The 15,485-nt window shown below is 71.6% G+C and carries 14 protein-coding genes; 6 read left to right on the forward strand and 8 right to left on the reverse strand.

Annotation, left to right across the window (positions count from 1 at the left end):
* Positions 1-86 precede the first annotated feature (86 nt).
* Complete coding sequence (gene dop, locus AB0B58_RS17940; RefSeq protein WP_360224600.1) at positions 87-1,604, reverse strand: depupylase/deamidase Dop; 1,518 nt, start codon at positions 1,602-1,604, stop codon at positions 87-89.
* A 254-nt stretch (positions 1,605-1,858) separates the two neighbouring features.
* A complete protein-coding gene (arc, locus tag AB0B58_RS17945) occupies positions 1,859-3,637 on the reverse strand; it encodes a proteasome ATPase (protein ID WP_360224602.1) in 1,779 nt (592 codons plus the stop codon).
* A gap of 183 nt (positions 3,638-3,820) precedes the next feature.
* Here arc and AB0B58_RS17950 point away from each other — a divergent pair, with 183 nt between their 5' ends.
* Positions 3,821-4,105 (forward strand): ferredoxin, encoded by a 285-nt coding sequence (locus AB0B58_RS17950; RefSeq protein ID WP_360224796.1) that lies wholly within the window; start codon positions 3,821-3,823, stop codon positions 4,103-4,105.
* A gap of 57 nt (positions 4,106-4,162) precedes the next feature.
* On the opposite strand, the gene AB0B58_RS17955 is transcribed toward AB0B58_RS17950, so the two are convergent.
* The 3 genes from AB0B58_RS17955 to AB0B58_RS17965 form a co-directional block, all read right to left on the reverse strand.
* Positions 4,163-4,753, reverse strand: a complete 591-nt coding sequence (locus tag AB0B58_RS17955) for a hypothetical protein (protein WP_360224604.1) — start codon at positions 4,751-4,753, stop codon at positions 4,163-4,165.
* Between the two features lie 75 nt (positions 4,754-4,828).
* Entirely contained in the window at positions 4,829-5,776 is a 948-nt protein-coding gene (locus tag AB0B58_RS17960) for a tRNA (adenine-N1)-methyltransferase (protein ID WP_360224606.1), read from the reverse strand.
* Positions 5,777-5,805: 29 nt separating this feature from the next.
* Positions 5,806-6,921 carry a site-2 protease family protein gene (locus AB0B58_RS17965; protein WP_360224798.1) on the reverse strand — a complete coding sequence of 372 codons (1,116 nt, stop codon included), beginning with the start codon at positions 6,919-6,921 and terminating at the stop codon, positions 5,806-5,808.
* Positions 6,922-7,044: 123 nt separating this feature from the next.
* On the opposite strand from AB0B58_RS17965, the gene AB0B58_RS17970 reads away from it, so the two are divergent.
* Both AB0B58_RS17970 and AB0B58_RS17975 read left to right on the forward strand, forming a co-directional pair.
* Entirely contained in the window at positions 7,045-8,091 is a 1,047-nt protein-coding gene (locus AB0B58_RS17970; RefSeq protein WP_360224608.1) for a PD-(D/E)XK nuclease family protein, read from the forward strand.
* A 240-nt stretch (positions 8,092-8,331) separates the two neighbouring features.
* Positions 8,332-9,045 carry a response regulator transcription factor gene (locus AB0B58_RS17975; protein ID WP_360224610.1) on the forward strand — a complete coding sequence of 238 codons (714 nt, stop codon included), beginning with the start codon at positions 8,332-8,334 and terminating at the stop codon, positions 9,043-9,045.
* Here AB0B58_RS17975 and AB0B58_RS17980 read toward each other — a convergent pair.
* Both AB0B58_RS17980 and AB0B58_RS17985 read right to left on the reverse strand, forming a co-directional pair.
* On the reverse strand, positions 9,042-9,824 hold the full coding sequence (locus AB0B58_RS17980) for a DUF4097 family beta strand repeat-containing protein (protein ID WP_360224612.1): 783 nt from the start codon (positions 9,822-9,824) through the stop codon (positions 9,042-9,044). The genes AB0B58_RS17975 and AB0B58_RS17980 overlap by 4 nt on opposite strands.
* 29 nt (positions 9,825-9,853) lie before the next feature.
* Complete coding sequence (locus tag AB0B58_RS17985; protein ID WP_360224613.1) at positions 9,854-10,345, reverse strand: toxin-antitoxin system HicB family antitoxin; 492 nt, start codon at positions 10,343-10,345, stop codon at positions 9,854-9,856.
* A gap of 248 nt (positions 10,346-10,593) precedes the next feature.
* Here AB0B58_RS17985 and AB0B58_RS17990 point away from each other — a divergent pair, with 248 nt between their 5' ends.
* Together AB0B58_RS17990 and AB0B58_RS17995 are read left to right on the forward strand one after the other, a co-directional pair.
* Positions 10,594-11,349: an ABC transporter ATP-binding protein gene (locus AB0B58_RS17990; RefSeq protein WP_360224800.1), complete on the forward strand. Its 756-nt coding sequence runs from the start codon at positions 10,594-10,596 to the stop codon at positions 11,347-11,349.
* A complete protein-coding gene (locus AB0B58_RS17995; RefSeq protein WP_360224615.1) occupies positions 11,349-13,892 on the forward strand; it encodes an FtsX-like permease family protein in 2,544 nt (847 codons plus the stop codon). Before AB0B58_RS17990 ends, AB0B58_RS17995 begins: the two co-directional genes overlap by 1 nt.
* Positions 13,893-14,009: 117 nt before the next feature.
* Here the strand turns inward: AB0B58_RS17995 and AB0B58_RS18000 are convergent, their stop codons facing one another.
* Positions 14,010-14,657: an HAD family phosphatase gene (locus AB0B58_RS18000; protein WP_360224617.1), complete on the reverse strand. Its 648-nt coding sequence runs from the start codon at positions 14,655-14,657 to the stop codon at positions 14,010-14,012.
* A 410-nt stretch (positions 14,658-15,067) separates the two neighbouring features.
* Here AB0B58_RS18000 and AB0B58_RS18005 point away from each other — a divergent pair, with 410 nt between their 5' ends.
* Entirely contained in the window at positions 15,068-15,418 is a 351-nt protein-coding gene (locus AB0B58_RS18005; protein WP_360224619.1) for an RICIN domain-containing protein, read from the forward strand.
* The last annotated feature ends 67 nt before the right edge of the window (positions 15,419-15,485 follow it).

Raw genomic sequence — 15,485 nt, forward strand, 5'->3', positions numbered from 1 at the left:
CCCAACTGGTTCGGGTTGGGAAAAACTTACCTCGCGGGTACGACGAAAACGCCCGTCGTCACGGGTGTTTCTCGCCCGCGCGGCCGTCAGCGGCTCGTGATCACCTCGAGCAGGTCCTTCGCGGTGTCACACTTGTCGAACAGGGCGCCGACGTGCTTCTTGGTGCCCCGCTCCGGCTCCATCATCGGGACGCGCACGAGCGATTCGCGCCCCACATCGAAGATCACCGAGTCCCAGCTCGCCGCGACCACTTCGGACGCGTACCGGGCCAGGCACTCGCCGCGGAAGTAGGCCCGGGTGTCCTCGGGCGGCTTCACCATCGCGCGGTGGGTCTCTTCGTCGTCCAGCAGCGTCTTCATCGAGCCGCGCGCGACCAGGCGGTGGTACAGGCCCTTCTCGGGGCGTACGTCCGCGTACTGCAGGTCGACCAGCTGGAGCTTCGGCGACGACCAGGCCAGGTTCTCCCGGTCGCGGTAGCCCTCCAGCAGGCGCAGCTTGGCGACCCAGTCGAGCTGGTCGGAGAGCTGCATCGGGTCGCGGCCGAGCTGGTCCAGGATGTCCTCCCAGCGCTGCAGCACGTCCATGGTCTGCTCGTCGGTGTCCGTGCCGTACCGGTCGTCGCAGAAGTTCTTGGCCCGCTCGTAGTAGGCCCACTGCAGATCCAGCGCGGTGAGCCGGCGGCCGTCGCGCAGGCGCATCAGGTGCTTGAGCGACGGGTCGTGGCTGACCGCCTTGAGCTCGGAGACGGGGTCGGCGACGCCCAGCTCGCCGGTGAAGACCTTCTCCTCGATCATGTTGAGGATCAGTGCCGTCGTGCCGACCTTGAGGTAGGTGGAGATCTCGGAGAGGTTCGCGTCGCCGATGATCACGTGCAGGCGGCGGTACTTGTCGGCGTCCGAGTGCGGCTCGTCGCGGGTGTTGATGATCGGCCGCTTCAGGGTGGTCTCGAGACCCACCTCGACCTCGAAGAAGTCGGCGCGCGAGGAGATCTGAAAGCCCGAGCCGGTGCCGTCCTGGCCGATGCCGACGCGTCCGGCGCCGCAGAAGATCTGCCGGGTCACGAAGAACGGGGTCAGGTGCGCCACGATGTCGGCGAACGGCGTCTGCCGGCGCATCAGGTAGTTCTCGTGCGAGCCGTACGAGGCGCCCTTGTTATCGGTGTTGTTCTTGTAGAGCTGGATGCGGTGCGTGCCGGGGATCGTGGCGGCCCGCCGCGACGCCTCGGCCATGACCCGCTCGCCGGCCTTGTCCCAGCGGACGATGTCCATCGGGTTGGTGCACTCCGGGGTGCTGTACTCCGGGTGTGCGTGGTCCACGTAGAGCCGGGCACCGTTGGTCAGTATCACGTTGGCCAGGCCGAGGTCCTCGTCGGCGAGCGCGTCCGCCGGGTCGTACGCGGCACCCGAGTAGGTGAACCCGCGGGCGTCGCGCAGCGGCGACTCCTCCTCGTAGTCCCACCGGGCCCTGCCGCCTCGGTTCAACTCCGGACGCGCCCCATAGGCGTTGACCACCTGGGACGAGGTGACCATCGGGTTGGCGCCGGGCTGCCCGGGCACCGAAATGCCGTACTCGACCTCGGTACCCATGATCCGTCGAACGCTCATGCCATCCCCTCCGCTGCCGCTGCGGGAATGACATTCGTCGAGCGCAGAGTTGATGACTCGCTCGCAAACTCGCTCATGCCGACCACCCGACCCGCCACTGTGCTGCCGTTGCCCATGTATCGAGCCTAGACGCTTCCGTACCGGTTCTCCGCTCTGCCCGTGCTCGCCACGATACGCAGAGTAGAGATGCACAACGCGGACGAGGGGGCGCGTCGTAGCGCCTCCCCGCCCGCGTCGGGCGTTGCTATGGCTTCTTACAGGTACTGACCGGTGTTGCTGGCCGTCTCGATCGAGCGGCCGGCCTCTGCGCCCTTGCCACCGGAGACCAGCGTGCGGATGTAGACGATCCGCTCGCCCTTCTTGCCGGAGATGCGGGCCCAGTCGTCGGGGTTGGTCGTGTTGGGCAGGTCCTCGTTCTCCCGGAACTCGTCGACGCAGCTGTCGAGCAGGTGCTGGAGCCGAAGGCCCTTCTTGCCGGAGGTGAGGAACTCCTTGATCGCCATCTTCTTGCCGCGGTCGACGATGTTCTGGATCATCGCGCCGGAGTTGAAGTCCTTGAAGTACAGGACCTCCTTGTCACCGTTGGCGTAGGTGACCTCCAGGAAGCGGTTCTCCTCGGACTCCGTGTACATCCGGAGGACGACCGCCTCGATCATGGCCGCGACGGTCACGTCCCGGTCGCCGCCGTGCTCGGTCAGATCGTCGGCGCTCAGCGGCAGGCCACTGAGGATGTACTTGGCGAAGATGTCCTTCGCCGCCTCCGCGTCCGGACGCTCGATCTTGATCTTCACGTCGAGGCGGCCGGGGCGCAGGATCGCCGGGTCGATCATGTCTTCCCGGTTGGAGGCCCCGATGACGATGACGTTCTCCAGGCCCTCGACACCGTCGATCTCGCTGAGCAGCTGCGGGACGATGGTGTTCTCCACATCGGAGGAGACGCCGGAGCCACGGGTCCGGAATATCGAGTCCATCTCGTCGAAGAACACGATGACCGGCGTACCCTCGCCGGCCTTCTCCCGTGCCCGCTGGAAAACCAGGCGGATGTGCCGCTCGGTTTCACCGACGTACTTGTTGAGCAGCTCGGGACCCTTGATGTTGAGGAAGTAGCTGGTGTGCTTCTCCTCGCCGCGGCGCTCGGCGATCTTCTTCGCCAGCGAGTTGGCCACGGCCTTGGCGATCAGGGTCTTGCCACAGCCGGGCGGGCCGTAGAGCAGGATGCCCTTCGGCGGGCGCAGCTGGTGCTCCCGGAACAGCTCGGCGTGCAGGAACGGCAGCTCCACCGCGTCGCGGATCTGCTCGATCTGCGAGTGCAGACCGCCGATGTCGGTGTAGTCGACGTCGGGAACCTCTTCGAGGACGAGCTCCTCGACCTCGCTCTTCGGGATGCGCTCGTACGCGTACGCGGAGCGCGGCTCGATCATGAGCGAGTCGCCCGCGCGGAGCTTCGAGACCAGCAGCGAATCGGCCAGGTGGACGATCCGTTCCTCGTCGGCGTGCGAGATGACCAGCGCCCGGTCGCCCGGACCGCCGGCCGGATCCTCGAGGATCTCCTTGAGGAGCACGACCTCACCGACCCGCTCGTAGCCGAACGCGTCGACCACGTTGAGCGCGTCGTTGAGCAGGACTTCCTGCCCCCGCCTGAGCTCCTCGACCTCTAGCGACGGAGAGACCGCCACCCGGAGCTTGCGTCCGCCCGTGAAGACATCGACGGTGCCGTCCTCGTGGGCGGCAAGGAATACGCCGTAGCCGCTGGGCGGCTGGGCGAGCCGGTCAATCTCCTCTTTGAGAGTGACGATCTGAGCGCGGGCTTCCTTGAGGGTCGCCACGAGCCGGTCGTTGTTCTCGGTCAGTCGAGCGAGCTGCGCCTGCGTCGCCGCGAGCCGTTCCTCGAGCTGCCGGACGTGTCGGGGGCTTTCGGTCAACTTGCGCCGTACCAGGGCTAGCTCCTCTTGCAGGAACGCAACCTGGCTGGAGAGATCGTTGGCCTCTTTCTCCCAACGTGCGGCGCCTGACGCCTCGTCGCTACGTGCCACGTCCCACCTCCCCGGGGGCTCGAACGTCTTGGAGATAACACTAGCCGCTGTGGGCCGGTTTTCGACCCATGCAACACCCTCGTCACTGAACCTTGATCGATTCGGCCAGGTACCCGCACCGAGTGGTCAGAGCCTTCGGGTAACGTCGGACGGGGCGAGGCAGGGGAGGTAGGCGTGTCGGCAGTGACCGAGACGGGCGAGCTCGAGGTCTGGGTGGATCAGGACCTGTGCACCGGTGACGGGCTGTGTGTGCAGTACGCGCCCGAGGTGTTCGAGTTCGACATCGACGGGCTCGCGTATGTCAAGGACAGTGCGGGTGAGCTGCTGCAGAGCCCCGGAGTGCGCACGGAGGTGCCGGCCCGGCTGCGGCTCGAGGTGATCGACGCGGCCAAGGAGTGCCCGGGCGATTGCATCCACGTCGTGCGCAGCGACGACGACGTCGAGGTCGCGGGGCCGGACGCCGACTGAGGCTCCGGCCGGTCCCCGCCGGGGCCCCGCGGCGCCCGCCCGGCGGGGCCGGAAATGTCACAGGGTTGGGCGACCGACCAAAGATGCGACAACTCGGGAAAACTCTTCCAATCGGGCGATTTGCCCCGGTCCGCCGTCGTCGAGCGTCTTGCCGAAGCGCAGCGCGTCGTGCCGCAGCGCGGTCCGACCCTCGTCCTCGGCCATACCGGGCGGCGGCACCGCGTCGTCCACGGAGCTCAGCAGCAGGTAGACGTCGATGCTGTCGACCCGCGCCTGCCCGGTCGGCGTCCGGGTGAGCCGCCGGCGGCAGCCCACCTCGGTGACCGTCGAGAGCGGCACCACGCGCAGCGACGAGGTCATCGAGCCGACCGGGCCGTCGCCGGGCGCCACGTCCTCGCCGTGCCAGAGCACCAGCCGGCTGCCGTCGCAGATGACGACCTCCTGCCAGACGCCGTTGACCTCGTTGACGAAGCGCTCCAGCGTGAAGCACAGCACGGAGGCGCCCCGCAGCACCCCGAAGAGGGCGTCGAGCGCCACCTCGGGGTCGCGCAGGTAGGCCCGGGCGGCCGAGTCCAGGTCCTCGTAAGGCGACCAGTCCGGGAAGACCGCCGGCATCTCGTTACTGCCACCGAACGGCGGAGAACTCATTGCGCCCACCCGTTCCCTCCGCTCCCAAACCCCATCGAAACCCGCGACGGAAACTACCGGATCCGCCCCGGGTCGTCACACCCCGGTATCGTCAACCGTCTCCGTACCCTGGCTCGCGAGGGCGGCCCGGGTGGCCTTGCGCAGGGCGTACGCCTCGGCGCCCTTGCTGGGCTTGCGGCGCCGCGGCGGGGCGGTCACGCCGGGGGCGAGCCGGCGCGCCGAGACCAGGAACGCGGTGTGCGCGATCATCCGGTGGTCGGGGCGCACGGCGAGGCCGTCCGCGTGCCAGTCGCGCACCAGCGACTCCCAGGCCCGGGGCTCCGTCCAGCCACCGCGCTCACGCAACGCCTCCACGAGCTCGGAGAGCTGCGGGGTCGTGGCGACGTAGCCGATGAAGACGCCGCCGGGCACGAGCGCGCGCTCGACCATGCCGAGGGCCTCCCAGGGGGTCAGCATGTCCAGGACGATCCGGTCGAAACCGGACCCCTCGGCCTCCGCCACGTCGCCCCGGTGCAGGTGCCAGGCGGGGTGCGGCCCGCCGAAGAACGCCTCGACGTTCTTGCGCGCGATCGCCGCGAAGTCGTCACGCAGCTCGTACGAGTGCAGCTCGCCGGTGCTGCCGACCGCCCGCAGCAGCGAGCAGGTCAGCGCGCCCGACCCGGCGCCCGCCTCCATGACCTTGGCGCCGGGGAAGATGTCGCCCATGGCGACGATCTGCGCCGCGTCCTTGGGGTAGATCACCTGGGCGCCGCGCGGCATGGAGAGCACGTAGTCGGAGAGCAGCGGGCGCAGCGCGAGGTAGGCCGTGCCCCCGCTGGAGACCACGACGCTGCCCTCGGGCAGGCCGATCAGGGCGTCGTGCTCGAGGGCGCCACGGTGGGTGTGGAAGGCCTTACCGGGCTCGAGCACGATGGTGTGCATGCGGTTCTTGGGATCCGTGAGCTGCACGCGGTCGCCCTCGCGGAACGGCCCGCGGTGGGCGGGCACGGGCTCGTCGACGACGGTGGTGGATTGCACAGTCACTGATCGCTCTTTCATCTCGGTACCTGAACTCATCGGCCGGACGGCCTGCGGGCGGCTCGGCGCGGTTCCAGCAGCTCGGCCAGGTCCGCGATGTGCAGCACGCCGACGACATCCTCCCCGGAGGTGACCACGTACTGCGCACCCGGGTGTGCCTGCACGGCCCGGACCACCTGTTCGCCGCTCAATCCGAGCGGAAGGGCCGGCAGCCGGCCGAGGTCCTGCGAGACCGTGTCCACGGACACCCAGGGCCGCCGTTCGGCCGGCACGGCGGCCGAGCCGGCCGCGTCGACCAGGGCCACGACCCGGCCGCTGGAGTCGGCGACGGCCAGGGTGTCCCGGGCCCGGTCCGCCGCGTCGGCGCGGCGCTGCGCCTCGGCCAGCGGCGTTCCCGACGGTACGGCGAAAAGCGGCCGCGCGAGGGTGCCCAGGTCGATCAGGGGGAACCGCCGCGTCATCCGGGCCAGCCTGATCGACTGCCCGGCGCCCTGCCACAGCGTGTAGACCACGAGCAGGATGAAGACCAGGCCGAAGAGCGTCAGGACGTTGAGCCGGTACAGGGTGAGGACGGCCATGCCCGTGAGCAGCGCGAGGCCCCGCCCGCACCAGGCGGCCGCGACGGTGGCCCGGTTCCGGTCCTTGATCAGCGCCCAGAGCCCGGCCCGCAGCGCCCGGCCGCCGTCGAGCGGAAGGCCCGGCAGCACGTTGAAGATCGCCACGATGATGTTGCCGGCGGCGATCTGGAACGCGATCTGGCCGGCGACCGTGCGGTCGGGCAGGGCGAGCGCGGCGGCGGTCGCGAGCCCGCCGATGGCGAAGGAGACCGCGGGGCCGGCCAGCGAGACCAGGGCGTCGACGCGGGGCGTGGGCGCGTCGCGGTCCAGCTCCGTCCAGCCGCCGAGCAGCTCGAGGGTGATGCCGCGCACCCCGATGCCGTAGCGCCGGGCGGTCAGGGCGTGGCCGAGCTCGTGCAGCAGCACGGAACCGAGCAGGAAGACCACGAAACCGAAACCGGCGGCGTACGCCAGCGGGCCGGCGAGCGCCAGCTCGGCCTCCGCGTAGCCGCCGTAGACGACGGTGACGAGCAGCGCGAGCAGCAGCATCGAGGGGTGCAGGAAGACGGGAATGCCGAGCACGCGGCCGACCATCCGGCCGGGCCGCCGCCCCTGACGGGTCTGCTGAGCGCCTTGGTCCACGCATCGATGCTACGGACCGCGCCTGAGAGCCCCGCCTCTCCGGTTTCGTCGTACCCGTCCCATAGCCTTGTCCCCATGACGGCAGAAACGGTTTTGTCTCCTTCCGCGGACGCGCTCGGCGGCGCGGTGCCCGGCCGCGCTCCCGGCCGTGCGCCCGGCCCGGACGAGCGCCCCGCCGGGCCGTCGCTGTCGCCGTCGCGGGCCGCGGACTTCAAGACCTGCCCGCTGTTGTTCCGTTTCCGCACGATCGACCGGCTGCCGGAGCGGCCGACCCCCGACCAGGCGCGCGGCACGCTGGTGCACGCGGTGCTGGAGCGGTTGTTCGACCTGCCCGCGGCCGAGCGCACGCCGGAGTCGGCGGCCGCGCTGGTGGCGCCGGAGTGGGAGCGGCTGCTCGGCCAGGAGCCGCTCCTGGCGGGCCTCTTCGACCCGGCGGACCCGGGCGCGGCGCCGGACCCGCGACCGGAGCCCGGTGCCCGGCCGGCGGCGGACGAGGCCGCCGCGGCGGAGCCCCTGCCCGGGATCGCGGCGGCCGCGGAGGCGGAGCGGATCGCGGCCTTCCTGAGCGGCGCGGGCGACCTGCTCGCCGGCTACTTCGCGGTCGAGGATCCGCGGCGGCTGGAGCCGGCCGAGCGCGAGAGCCTGGTGTCGACGCTGGTCGGCGACGAGCTGCTGATCCGCGGCTACATCGACCGCCTCGACGTCTCCCCCGCCGGCGACCTGCGGGTGGTCGACTACAAGACCGGCGGCGCGCCGCGCGAGGCGTTCGAGGGCCGCGCGCTGTTCCAGCTGAAGTTCTACGCGCTGGTGCTGTGGCGCACCCGCGGCGTGGTGCCCCGGGTGCTGCGCCTGCTCTATCTCAAGGACGCCGAGATCTGCGACTACAGCCCGGACGCGGCCGAGCTGGAGCGCTTCGAGCGCACCCTGGTGGCGCTGTCGCAGGCGATCGAGCGGGCCAAGGCCGAGCGGGACTTCCGGCCGAAGCCGAGCAAGCTCTGCGGGTGGTGCAGCCATCAGCGGTTCTGCCCCGAGTTCGGCGGCACTCCCCCGGCCTACCCCGAGCCGGCGCCGGCCGAGGCCCTCGACCCCGCCGGCACCGGCCCCGACGGCTCCGCCGACTGACGGCATCCGGCACCCCTGTGCCGCCGGCCGCTCCGAACCCGGCGGGCCACCGCCCGGCCGCACAGACCCGGCGGGCCACCGCCCGGCCGCACAGACCCGGCGGGCCGCCGCCCGGCCGCACAGACCCGGCGGGCCGCCGCCCGGCCGCACAGACCCGGCGGGCCGCCGCCGGGCCTCGGCCCGCCGGGGAATCACCTACTGTGTGCAGGGCCGATCCACCCAGCACTGGAGGCGCAACGGATGACGGCAGGCGACCGCGCGACGGCGACGGCCGCGGCGGCCACCCGACCGGTCCGGGTGCTGCTCGCCGACGACCAGCCCATGCTGAGGTCCGGGCTGCGGATGGCGCTGACCGGCGCCGAGGGCCTGGCCGTCGTCGGCGAGGCCGGCGACGGGGTCGAGGCCGTCGACCTCTCCCGCCGCCTGCTGCCGGACGTCGTCGTGATGGACGTGCGGCTGCCGCGCCTCGACGGGCTCGCCGCGACCCGGGCCATCACCGGCTCCGGGCTGCCGGTGCGCGTGCTGATCCTGACGGCGCTCGACGCCGACGAGCAGGTGCTCGCCGCCGTCGCCGCCGGGGCGGCCGGCTACCTGAGCAAGGACGTGCCCCCCGCCGAGCTCGTGTCCGCCATCCGCGCGGTCGCCGGCGGCGGTTCGGTCGTCGCCCCGCTGATCCTGGCGCGGCTGCTCGCCCGCCTCGCCGAGGCGCTGCCGGCGCCCGCCGCCTTGTCGGCCGCGCCCGCCCTCGGCGCCCTGACCGAGCGCGAGCGTGAGGTCTTCATGCACATCGCCAAGGGGCATTCGAACGCCGAGATCGCCCGCGCCCTGACCGTCAGCGAGACCACGGTGAAGACCCACGTCGGGCACCTGCTGACCAAGCTCGGCCTCCGCGACCGCGTGCAGGCGGTCGTCCTGGCCTACGAGACCGGACTGGTCCGGCCCGGCAAGCCTTAGGCCGCGGCTCGGTGCACGTCGATGTCGCCGCTCGCCGTGCGGATGCCCAGTTCCAGGGTCGCCTGCTGGTCCCCGGTCGGCGTCGCGCCCATCGACAGGCCGTTCGACGTCGAACCGGAGGAGGTGCTCAGGTCCAGCCAGACGCCGGTGCCAGCGGCCACTCCGACGGAGACGTCGCCCGACGCCGTCTTGAGCCGCGCCTTGCCGCGCCGGAGCAGCCCGACCTCGACGTCGCCCGACGCCGACTCCGCCTGGACCGACGCCCCGGCCGCCCGGATGGTGATGTCGCCGCTCGCGGTGTCGGCACTGACGTCACCGATGACGTCACCGACCTCGATGTCGCCGGACGAGCTGCTCAGCCGCAGCGAACCGCCCACGTGCACCACCTTCAGGTCGCCGCTGGCGGCCTTCAGCTGCGCGTCGCCGTCGACCCGGTCCACCTCGGCGTCGGCGGACTGCAGGCTGCCCTGCACCGTCGCGTAGCGGCCAGCCGCGCGGATGTCCGCCGCCGCCGACTTCATCGCCAGCGAGCTGCCCTCCGGCACCCGGATGACGATCCGGACCTTCGGGTAGCGGCGCCACTGCCACAGCGCGGTGTCCGGCGCGTGGACGATCAGGGTGTCGCCCTCCAGCCGTACGGTGAAGCTCTCCGACGCGTCGGCGCCACCCTCGGTGATGTCCACCCGGACCGTCTCGCGCGGCTCGGCGAAGACGTCCGCCTCGCCGCGGTGCAGACGCAGGGAGACCGTGACGGGTGTCGCGTGGTCGAACTCGGGCATGGTCGTGTCCTTTCCGGGGAGTTTGCTGGTCAGGCCTGAGCGAAGCCGGTGATGCGCTTGCCGGAACGGTTCCGGCCCGGCGGTGGTTCGGGTGCGGGCCGGCCCGCGGCCGTGGCGACGGCCCGGACCAGCCAGGCGTTGACCGAGACGCCCTCGGCCGCGGCGGCGTGCTCGACGTGGGTCTTCAGCGCCTCCGGCATGCGCAGCGTGAGCCGGGCCAGGTCGCCGCCGTCGAGCGGCGGCGCGGACGGCGCCGCGGACGGCGGTTCGGGCTCGGCGTCGACCTGGCTGACCACCAGGTCCGCCTCCCGGCCGCGGAGCCGGACGTCGACGACGGGCCCGTGCAGCCGCGTGGTGATCTCGGCCGCCGCGTCGGAGAGCGCCTGCAGCAGCGCGAGCCGGGCCGAGGCCTCGATCGCGTGGCTGAGCAGTTCGGCCGCGCGGGCGGTCTCGGCACCGCCCGGCGCCGCGGCCGCGGCGAGGTCCCCGCGCAGCGATTCGAGGTACGGTGTCAGGTCCATGACGCCATGGTGACGTCATACATGACGTCTGTCAACCGTCACGGCGACGTCAGCCCGGGCGCGCGGACGGGATCAGGGACAACCCTGAGGATCCGCTGGAGGAATCCCCGAGCAAATCTCCGCGTGGCGCTCCGCCCGAGGGCGGACGCCGCGGCCCGATTTCGACGAAACACTGGGCGGGCCGGCCGGGTGCGAATGCCCGGCCGGTCCACGAGATGAAATCCCAGGGGGCGACAGTGACAGCGACGATGGCCGGCGATCCGGTGGCCGCACGTGCGAGCGAGGTCTGGAAGGTGTACGGCTCCGGAGAAGCGCGGGTCGTCGCGTTACGCGGCGTGAGCGCGGACTTCGAGCGGGGCCGGTTCACGGCCATCATGGGCCCGTCCGGCAGCGGCAAGTCGACCCTGATGCACTGCCTGGCCGGCCTGGACACGGTCGACCGCGGCGAGGTGCACATCGGCGGCACCAAGGTCACCGGCCTCGGCGACAAGGCGCTCACCCGGCTGCGCCGGGATCGGGTCGGCTTCATCTTCCAGCAGTTCAACCTGCTGCCGACGCTCAGCGCGCAGGAGAACATCCGGCTGCCGCTGGACATCGCCGGCCGCAAGCCCGATCCGCAGTGGTGGGACGTCGTCATCGACACGGTCGGCCTGCGGGACCGGCTGAGCCACCGGCCCAGCCAGCTCTCCGGCGGCCAGCAGCAGCGCGTCGCGTGCGCCCGGGCCCTCGTCGGCCGTCCCGACGTCATCTTCGCCGACGAGCCGACCGGCAACCTGGACTCGCGCTCGGGCGCCGAGGTGCTGTCGTTCCTGCGGGCCAGCGTCCGCGAACACCACCAGACCATCATCATGGTCACCCACGACCCGGTGGCGGCGAGCTACGCCGACCGCGTCGTGTTCCTCGCCGACGGCGAGATCGTCGACGAGCTGCTCGAGCCGACCCCCGAGTCGGTGCTGGACATGATGAAGCGTCTCGACAGCCACGCCGCGCCGGTGATGCTCTGATGCTGCGCGCGACCCTGAAGAGCCTGCTGGCGCGCAAGCTGCGGCTCATCCTCTCCGGGCTCGCCGTCGTGCTCGGCGTCATGTTCGTGGCCGGCGCGTTCGTGGTCACCGACACCCTGAACCGCTCGTTCGACTCCCTGTTCGCCAGCGCCTACTCCACCACCGACGTCGCGGTGAGCGCCAAGCCGAAGGTCGAGGTCTCCGAGTTCGAGGGCGAGCAGGTGGCGGCTCCGCTGGCCGCCTCGGTCGTCAAGCAGGTGAGCGGCGTACCCGGGGTCGAGCGCGCGATCGGCCGGGTCGACGCCGACGGCGCCCGGGTGATCGGCAGCGACGGCAAGGTGCTCACCTCGATGGGGCCGCCCCGGCTCGGCACCAACTGGACCGGCACCGACGACCTGGTGCAGCTGCGCGAGGGCCGCGGCCCGACCGCCGCGACCGAGATCGCCGTGAACGCGGCCGTCGCCAAGGCCGCCGGCATCAAGGTCGGCGACCGGGTCGGCGTGCTGACCCTCGAGCCGAAGAAGGAGTTCACCCTCGTCGGGATCTGGGGCTACAGCGGCAACCGGGACAGCATCGGCGGCGCACAGGAGGTCGCCTTCACCGAGCCCGTCGCCCAGCAGCTCATGCTCGGCGAGACCGGCGTCTACAGCTCGGTCCAGGTGCAGGCGGCCGACGGCGTGACGCCGGAGGCGCTGCGGGACCGGATCGCGGCCGCCGTCGGCGCGGGCTACGAGACCCGGACCGGCGAGCAGCTCGCCGAGGACAACGCCGCCGGCATCCAGGAGGGGCTCGGCTTCTTCAGCAACATCCTGCTGGGCTTCGCCGGCGTCGCCCTGTTCGTCGGCATCTTCCTGATCCTCAACACGTTCTCGATCATCGTCGCGCAGCGCACCCGGGAGCTGGCGCTGATGCGGGCGATCGGCGCGAGCCGCCGCCAGGTCATCGGGTCGGTGCTCGTCGAGGCGGTGGTGATCGGGCTGGTCGCGGCGGTGCTCGGCCTCGCGGCCGGCGTCGGGGTCGGCTTCGGGCTGGCGTACCTGTTCAGCTCGGTCGGTGGCGGCGGGCTGGAGCTGGCGCCCCTCGGCGTGCCGCTCGAGGCGATCATCAGCTCGTTCGTCGTCGGCGTGCTGGTCACCGTGGTCGCCGCGGTGCTGCCGGCGCTGCGGGCGTCGCGGATCGCGCCGGTCGCGGCGATGCAGGACGTCGCCACGCCGGACCGGCCGCTCACCAGGATCAGCATCGCGGGCGGCGTCGTCACGGCGGCCGGGTTCACGACCCTGGGCATCGGGCTGTTCGGGGACCCCGGCGACGCCACCCTCTGGACGATCCTCGGCGGTGTGCTGGTGTCGTTCATCGGCATCGCGCTGCTCACCCCGCTGATCAGCCGCCCGGTGGTCTCGGCGATCGGCCGGATCTTCTCGTGGTCGCTGCCGGGCCGGCTGGGCCGGCTCAACTCGGGCCGCAACCCGCGCCGCACGGCGATCACCGCCGCCGCGCTGATGGTCGGCATCGCGCTGGTCACCGGCGTCACCGTGGTCATGGACTCCGCCAAGAGCAGCCTCAAGGCGATGGCCTCGACCGTCCTGAAGGCCGAGGTGATCATCAGCGGGGACGACAACGGCCCGCGCCCGGCGACCTACGACCCGGCCGTGCTGAGCAAGGCCGCGGCCATTCCGGGCGTACGGGCGGCGGCCGGCCTCTGGAGCGACCAGGTCCTGGTCAACGGCGAGAAGCAGTGGGTGGACGCCACCGACGACCTGGCCGGGCTGTCCGAGGCATACGGGGACGGCGCCACGCTGACGACGCTGCGCGACGACCAGGTCGTCGTGAGCGCGCCGGAGGCGAGCGAGCACGGCTGGCAGGTCGGCACCCGGCTGACGATCCAGGCGTCCCGCGGCGATCCGCACGAGTACACGGTCGCGGCGACCTTCCCGGAGGACGCCCTGCCGGGCAACTTCCTGCTGCCCGCCGCCGCCTCGAAGGACTTCGGCATCACCCAGCCGATGATCGGCTTCGTCCGGCTCGACGCGGGCGTTCCGGTCGGCCAGGTACTGCCGCAGGTCAAGGCCCTGCTGGCGGACAGCCCCGAGGTCTCGGCGCAGGACGCGCAGGCGTTCGTCGACCAGCAGGCCTCGACGTTCGACGTGATCATCACGATGATCCAGATCCTGCTGGCGCTGGCGATCCTGATCGCCGTGCTCGGCGTCATCAACACGCTGGCGCTGTCGGTGCTGGAGCGGACCCGCGAGCTGGGCCTGCTGCGCGCGGTCGGCCTGGGCAGGGCGCAGACGATGCGCATGGTGACGGTCGAGGCCGTGGTGATCTCGGTCTTCGGCGCGCTGCTCGGCGTGGTCGTCGGTGCCGGGCTGGGCACCGCGGTGACACGGGCCCTGGAGAGCGACGGCATCACCGAGCTGGTGCTGCCCTGGGGCCGGATGGGCACCTACCTGGTGCTGGCCGCCCTGGTCGGTGTGATCGCCGCGGTACTGCCGGCGATCCGCGCCGCCCGCCTCAACGTCCTGGGCGCGATCGCCCACGACTGAGCCTTTTCAACCTGGCCGGGGCGGCAACTCCCGGCGCTACCTCTGGCCCCGGGCCAGGTTGAAATCGCTCACTGACGGGGGGAGTTCCCGCGCCGGCCGGCAACGGTCGGCGCGGGCTCAGCCCGGCACCGAGGCGAGCAGCCTCGACAGGAATGCCGGGTCGACGTCCTCGAGGGAGTCACGCAGGTGCACCCCGTCGGTCGGCGGCAGCTCCAGCTCGGCCGGCACCGCGAGCACCGCGGCGCCCGAGGCAACCGCGCTGGCGAGGCCGGTCGGTGAATCCTCGATCGCCACGCACTCCGCGATCTTCACACCCAGCAGGTCGGCCGCGGTCCGGTACGGCGCCGGGTCCGGCTTCGGGGCCGACACCTCGTCGCCGCAGACCACGACGTCGAAGTTCTCCCTGCCGAGGGTGTCCAGCGCGATCTCCACCAGGCGGCGGCCCGTCGAGGTGACAAGCGCGGTCGGCAGGCCCGCCGACCGCACCGCGTGCAGCAGTTCGAGCGCTCCGGGCCGCCAGACCAGGCCCTTGGCGAAGAGCTCCTCGACGCGCCGCTCCAGCCAGGCCACGTCGGCGGCCTCGTCGCGGCCGGGCTGGCCCAGGTCGTCGCGGAAGATCCGCATCGAGATGGCCATGCTGCCGCCGATCATCGCCTGCCGCGCCGCCGTCGACAGCTCGCCGCCGGCTCGCGCCGCGAGCTCGTTCAACGCGACTTCCCAGACCTTCTCGCTGTCGACCAGCGTGCCGTCCATGTCGAAGAGCACCGCAGCCGGTAGTCGTGGTGTCAGGGCGGGCCTCCCGGTCCGATTCGGGTCGTCTACCCGCCCATTCTTGCGAACCCGGCCCCGCCGGGCGCGGTGGTGTGACGGCTACGACACGTCGCAGGGCTCGAGCGAGTCCCGGTAGCCGCGCGCCCTCGGCGTCGCTCGACGCACGCCCGACCGAACCGGACGGCAGCGTTGTCCGGCGTCTGATGCGCTGATCCGCGCCCCGCTTCGGGCGGCCCCCCGAACCTGCCGCGCCGGTGCTACATTTCCGCCCCCCATCGATACGACACGGAGAACATGTGATTAAGCCATTCAAGTCGGCCGTAGTCCTGGCGGTATTCGCTTGCGTCATCGGCGTCAGCAGCGCGCCCGCTGCGGCAGCCGAGGCCACCGCCCAATACGCCAGCATGGGCACCCAGCGGTGCCTGGACAGCAACGCCAACGGGCAGGCGTACACCAGGGGTTGCAACGACGGCGCCTATCAGCGATGGTACGGACGCATCCCGAATCCGCGACAGATCCGCAACGCGCAGACCGAACTCTGTCTCGACAGCAACGCCGCCCGGCAGGTCTACACGAAGCCCTGCGTGTCCGGCAACAACAACCAGAAGTGGAAGAACATCAGCACCTCTTCCTCGCACCGGATGTACCAGAATGTGGCCACCGGCTACTGTCTCGACGGCAACGCGGCGGGCGACCTTTACACGAACGGCTGCAACAGCGCGAACCGATACATGAAGTGGCGCGAGGTCTTCTGACGCGGACCGGCTCAGGGTGGCGGCCGGACTGCCGGCAGCCACCCGAGCCGATCAGCACAGCGAGCGC

The organism is Actinoplanes sp. NPDC049118 (assembly GCF_040648555.1).
Classification (GTDB): domain Bacteria; phylum Actinomycetota; class Actinomycetes; order Mycobacteriales; family Micromonosporaceae; genus Actinoplanes.

Coding starts and splice junctions, on each gene's coding strand:
- dop (WP_360224600.1), bottom strand. CDS start 1,604: ATGAGCGTTCGACGGATCATGGGTACCGAGGTCGAGTACGGCATTTCG.
- AB0B58_RS17955 (WP_360224604.1), bottom strand. CDS start 4,753: ATGAGTTCTCCGCCGTTCGGTGGCAGTAACGAGATGCCGGCGGTCTTC.
- AB0B58_RS17965 (WP_360224798.1), bottom strand. CDS start 6,921: ATGGTCGGCCGCGTGCTCGGCATTCCCGTCTTCCTGCACCCCTCGATG.
- AB0B58_RS17970 (WP_360224608.1), top strand. CDS start 7,045: ATGACGGCAGAAACGGTTTTGTCTCCTTCCGCGGACGCGCTCGGCGGC.
- AB0B58_RS17975 (WP_360224610.1), top strand. CDS start 8,332: ATGACGGCAGGCGACCGCGCGACGGCGACGGCCGCGGCGGCCACCCGA.
- AB0B58_RS17980 (WP_360224612.1), bottom strand. CDS start 9,824: ATGCCCGAGTTCGACCACGCGACACCCGTCACGGTCTCCCTGCGTCTG.
- AB0B58_RS17985 (WP_360224613.1), bottom strand. CDS start 10,345: ATGGACCTGACACCGTACCTCGAATCGCTGCGCGGGGACCTCGCCGCG.
- AB0B58_RS17990 (WP_360224800.1), top strand. CDS start 10,594: ATGGCCGGCGATCCGGTGGCCGCACGTGCGAGCGAGGTCTGGAAGGTG.
- AB0B58_RS17995 (WP_360224615.1), top strand. CDS start 11,349: ATGCTGCGCGCGACCCTGAAGAGCCTGCTGGCGCGCAAGCTGCGGCTC.
- AB0B58_RS18005 (WP_360224619.1), top strand. CDS start 15,068: ATGGGCACCCAGCGGTGCCTGGACAGCAACGCCAACGGGCAGGCGTAC.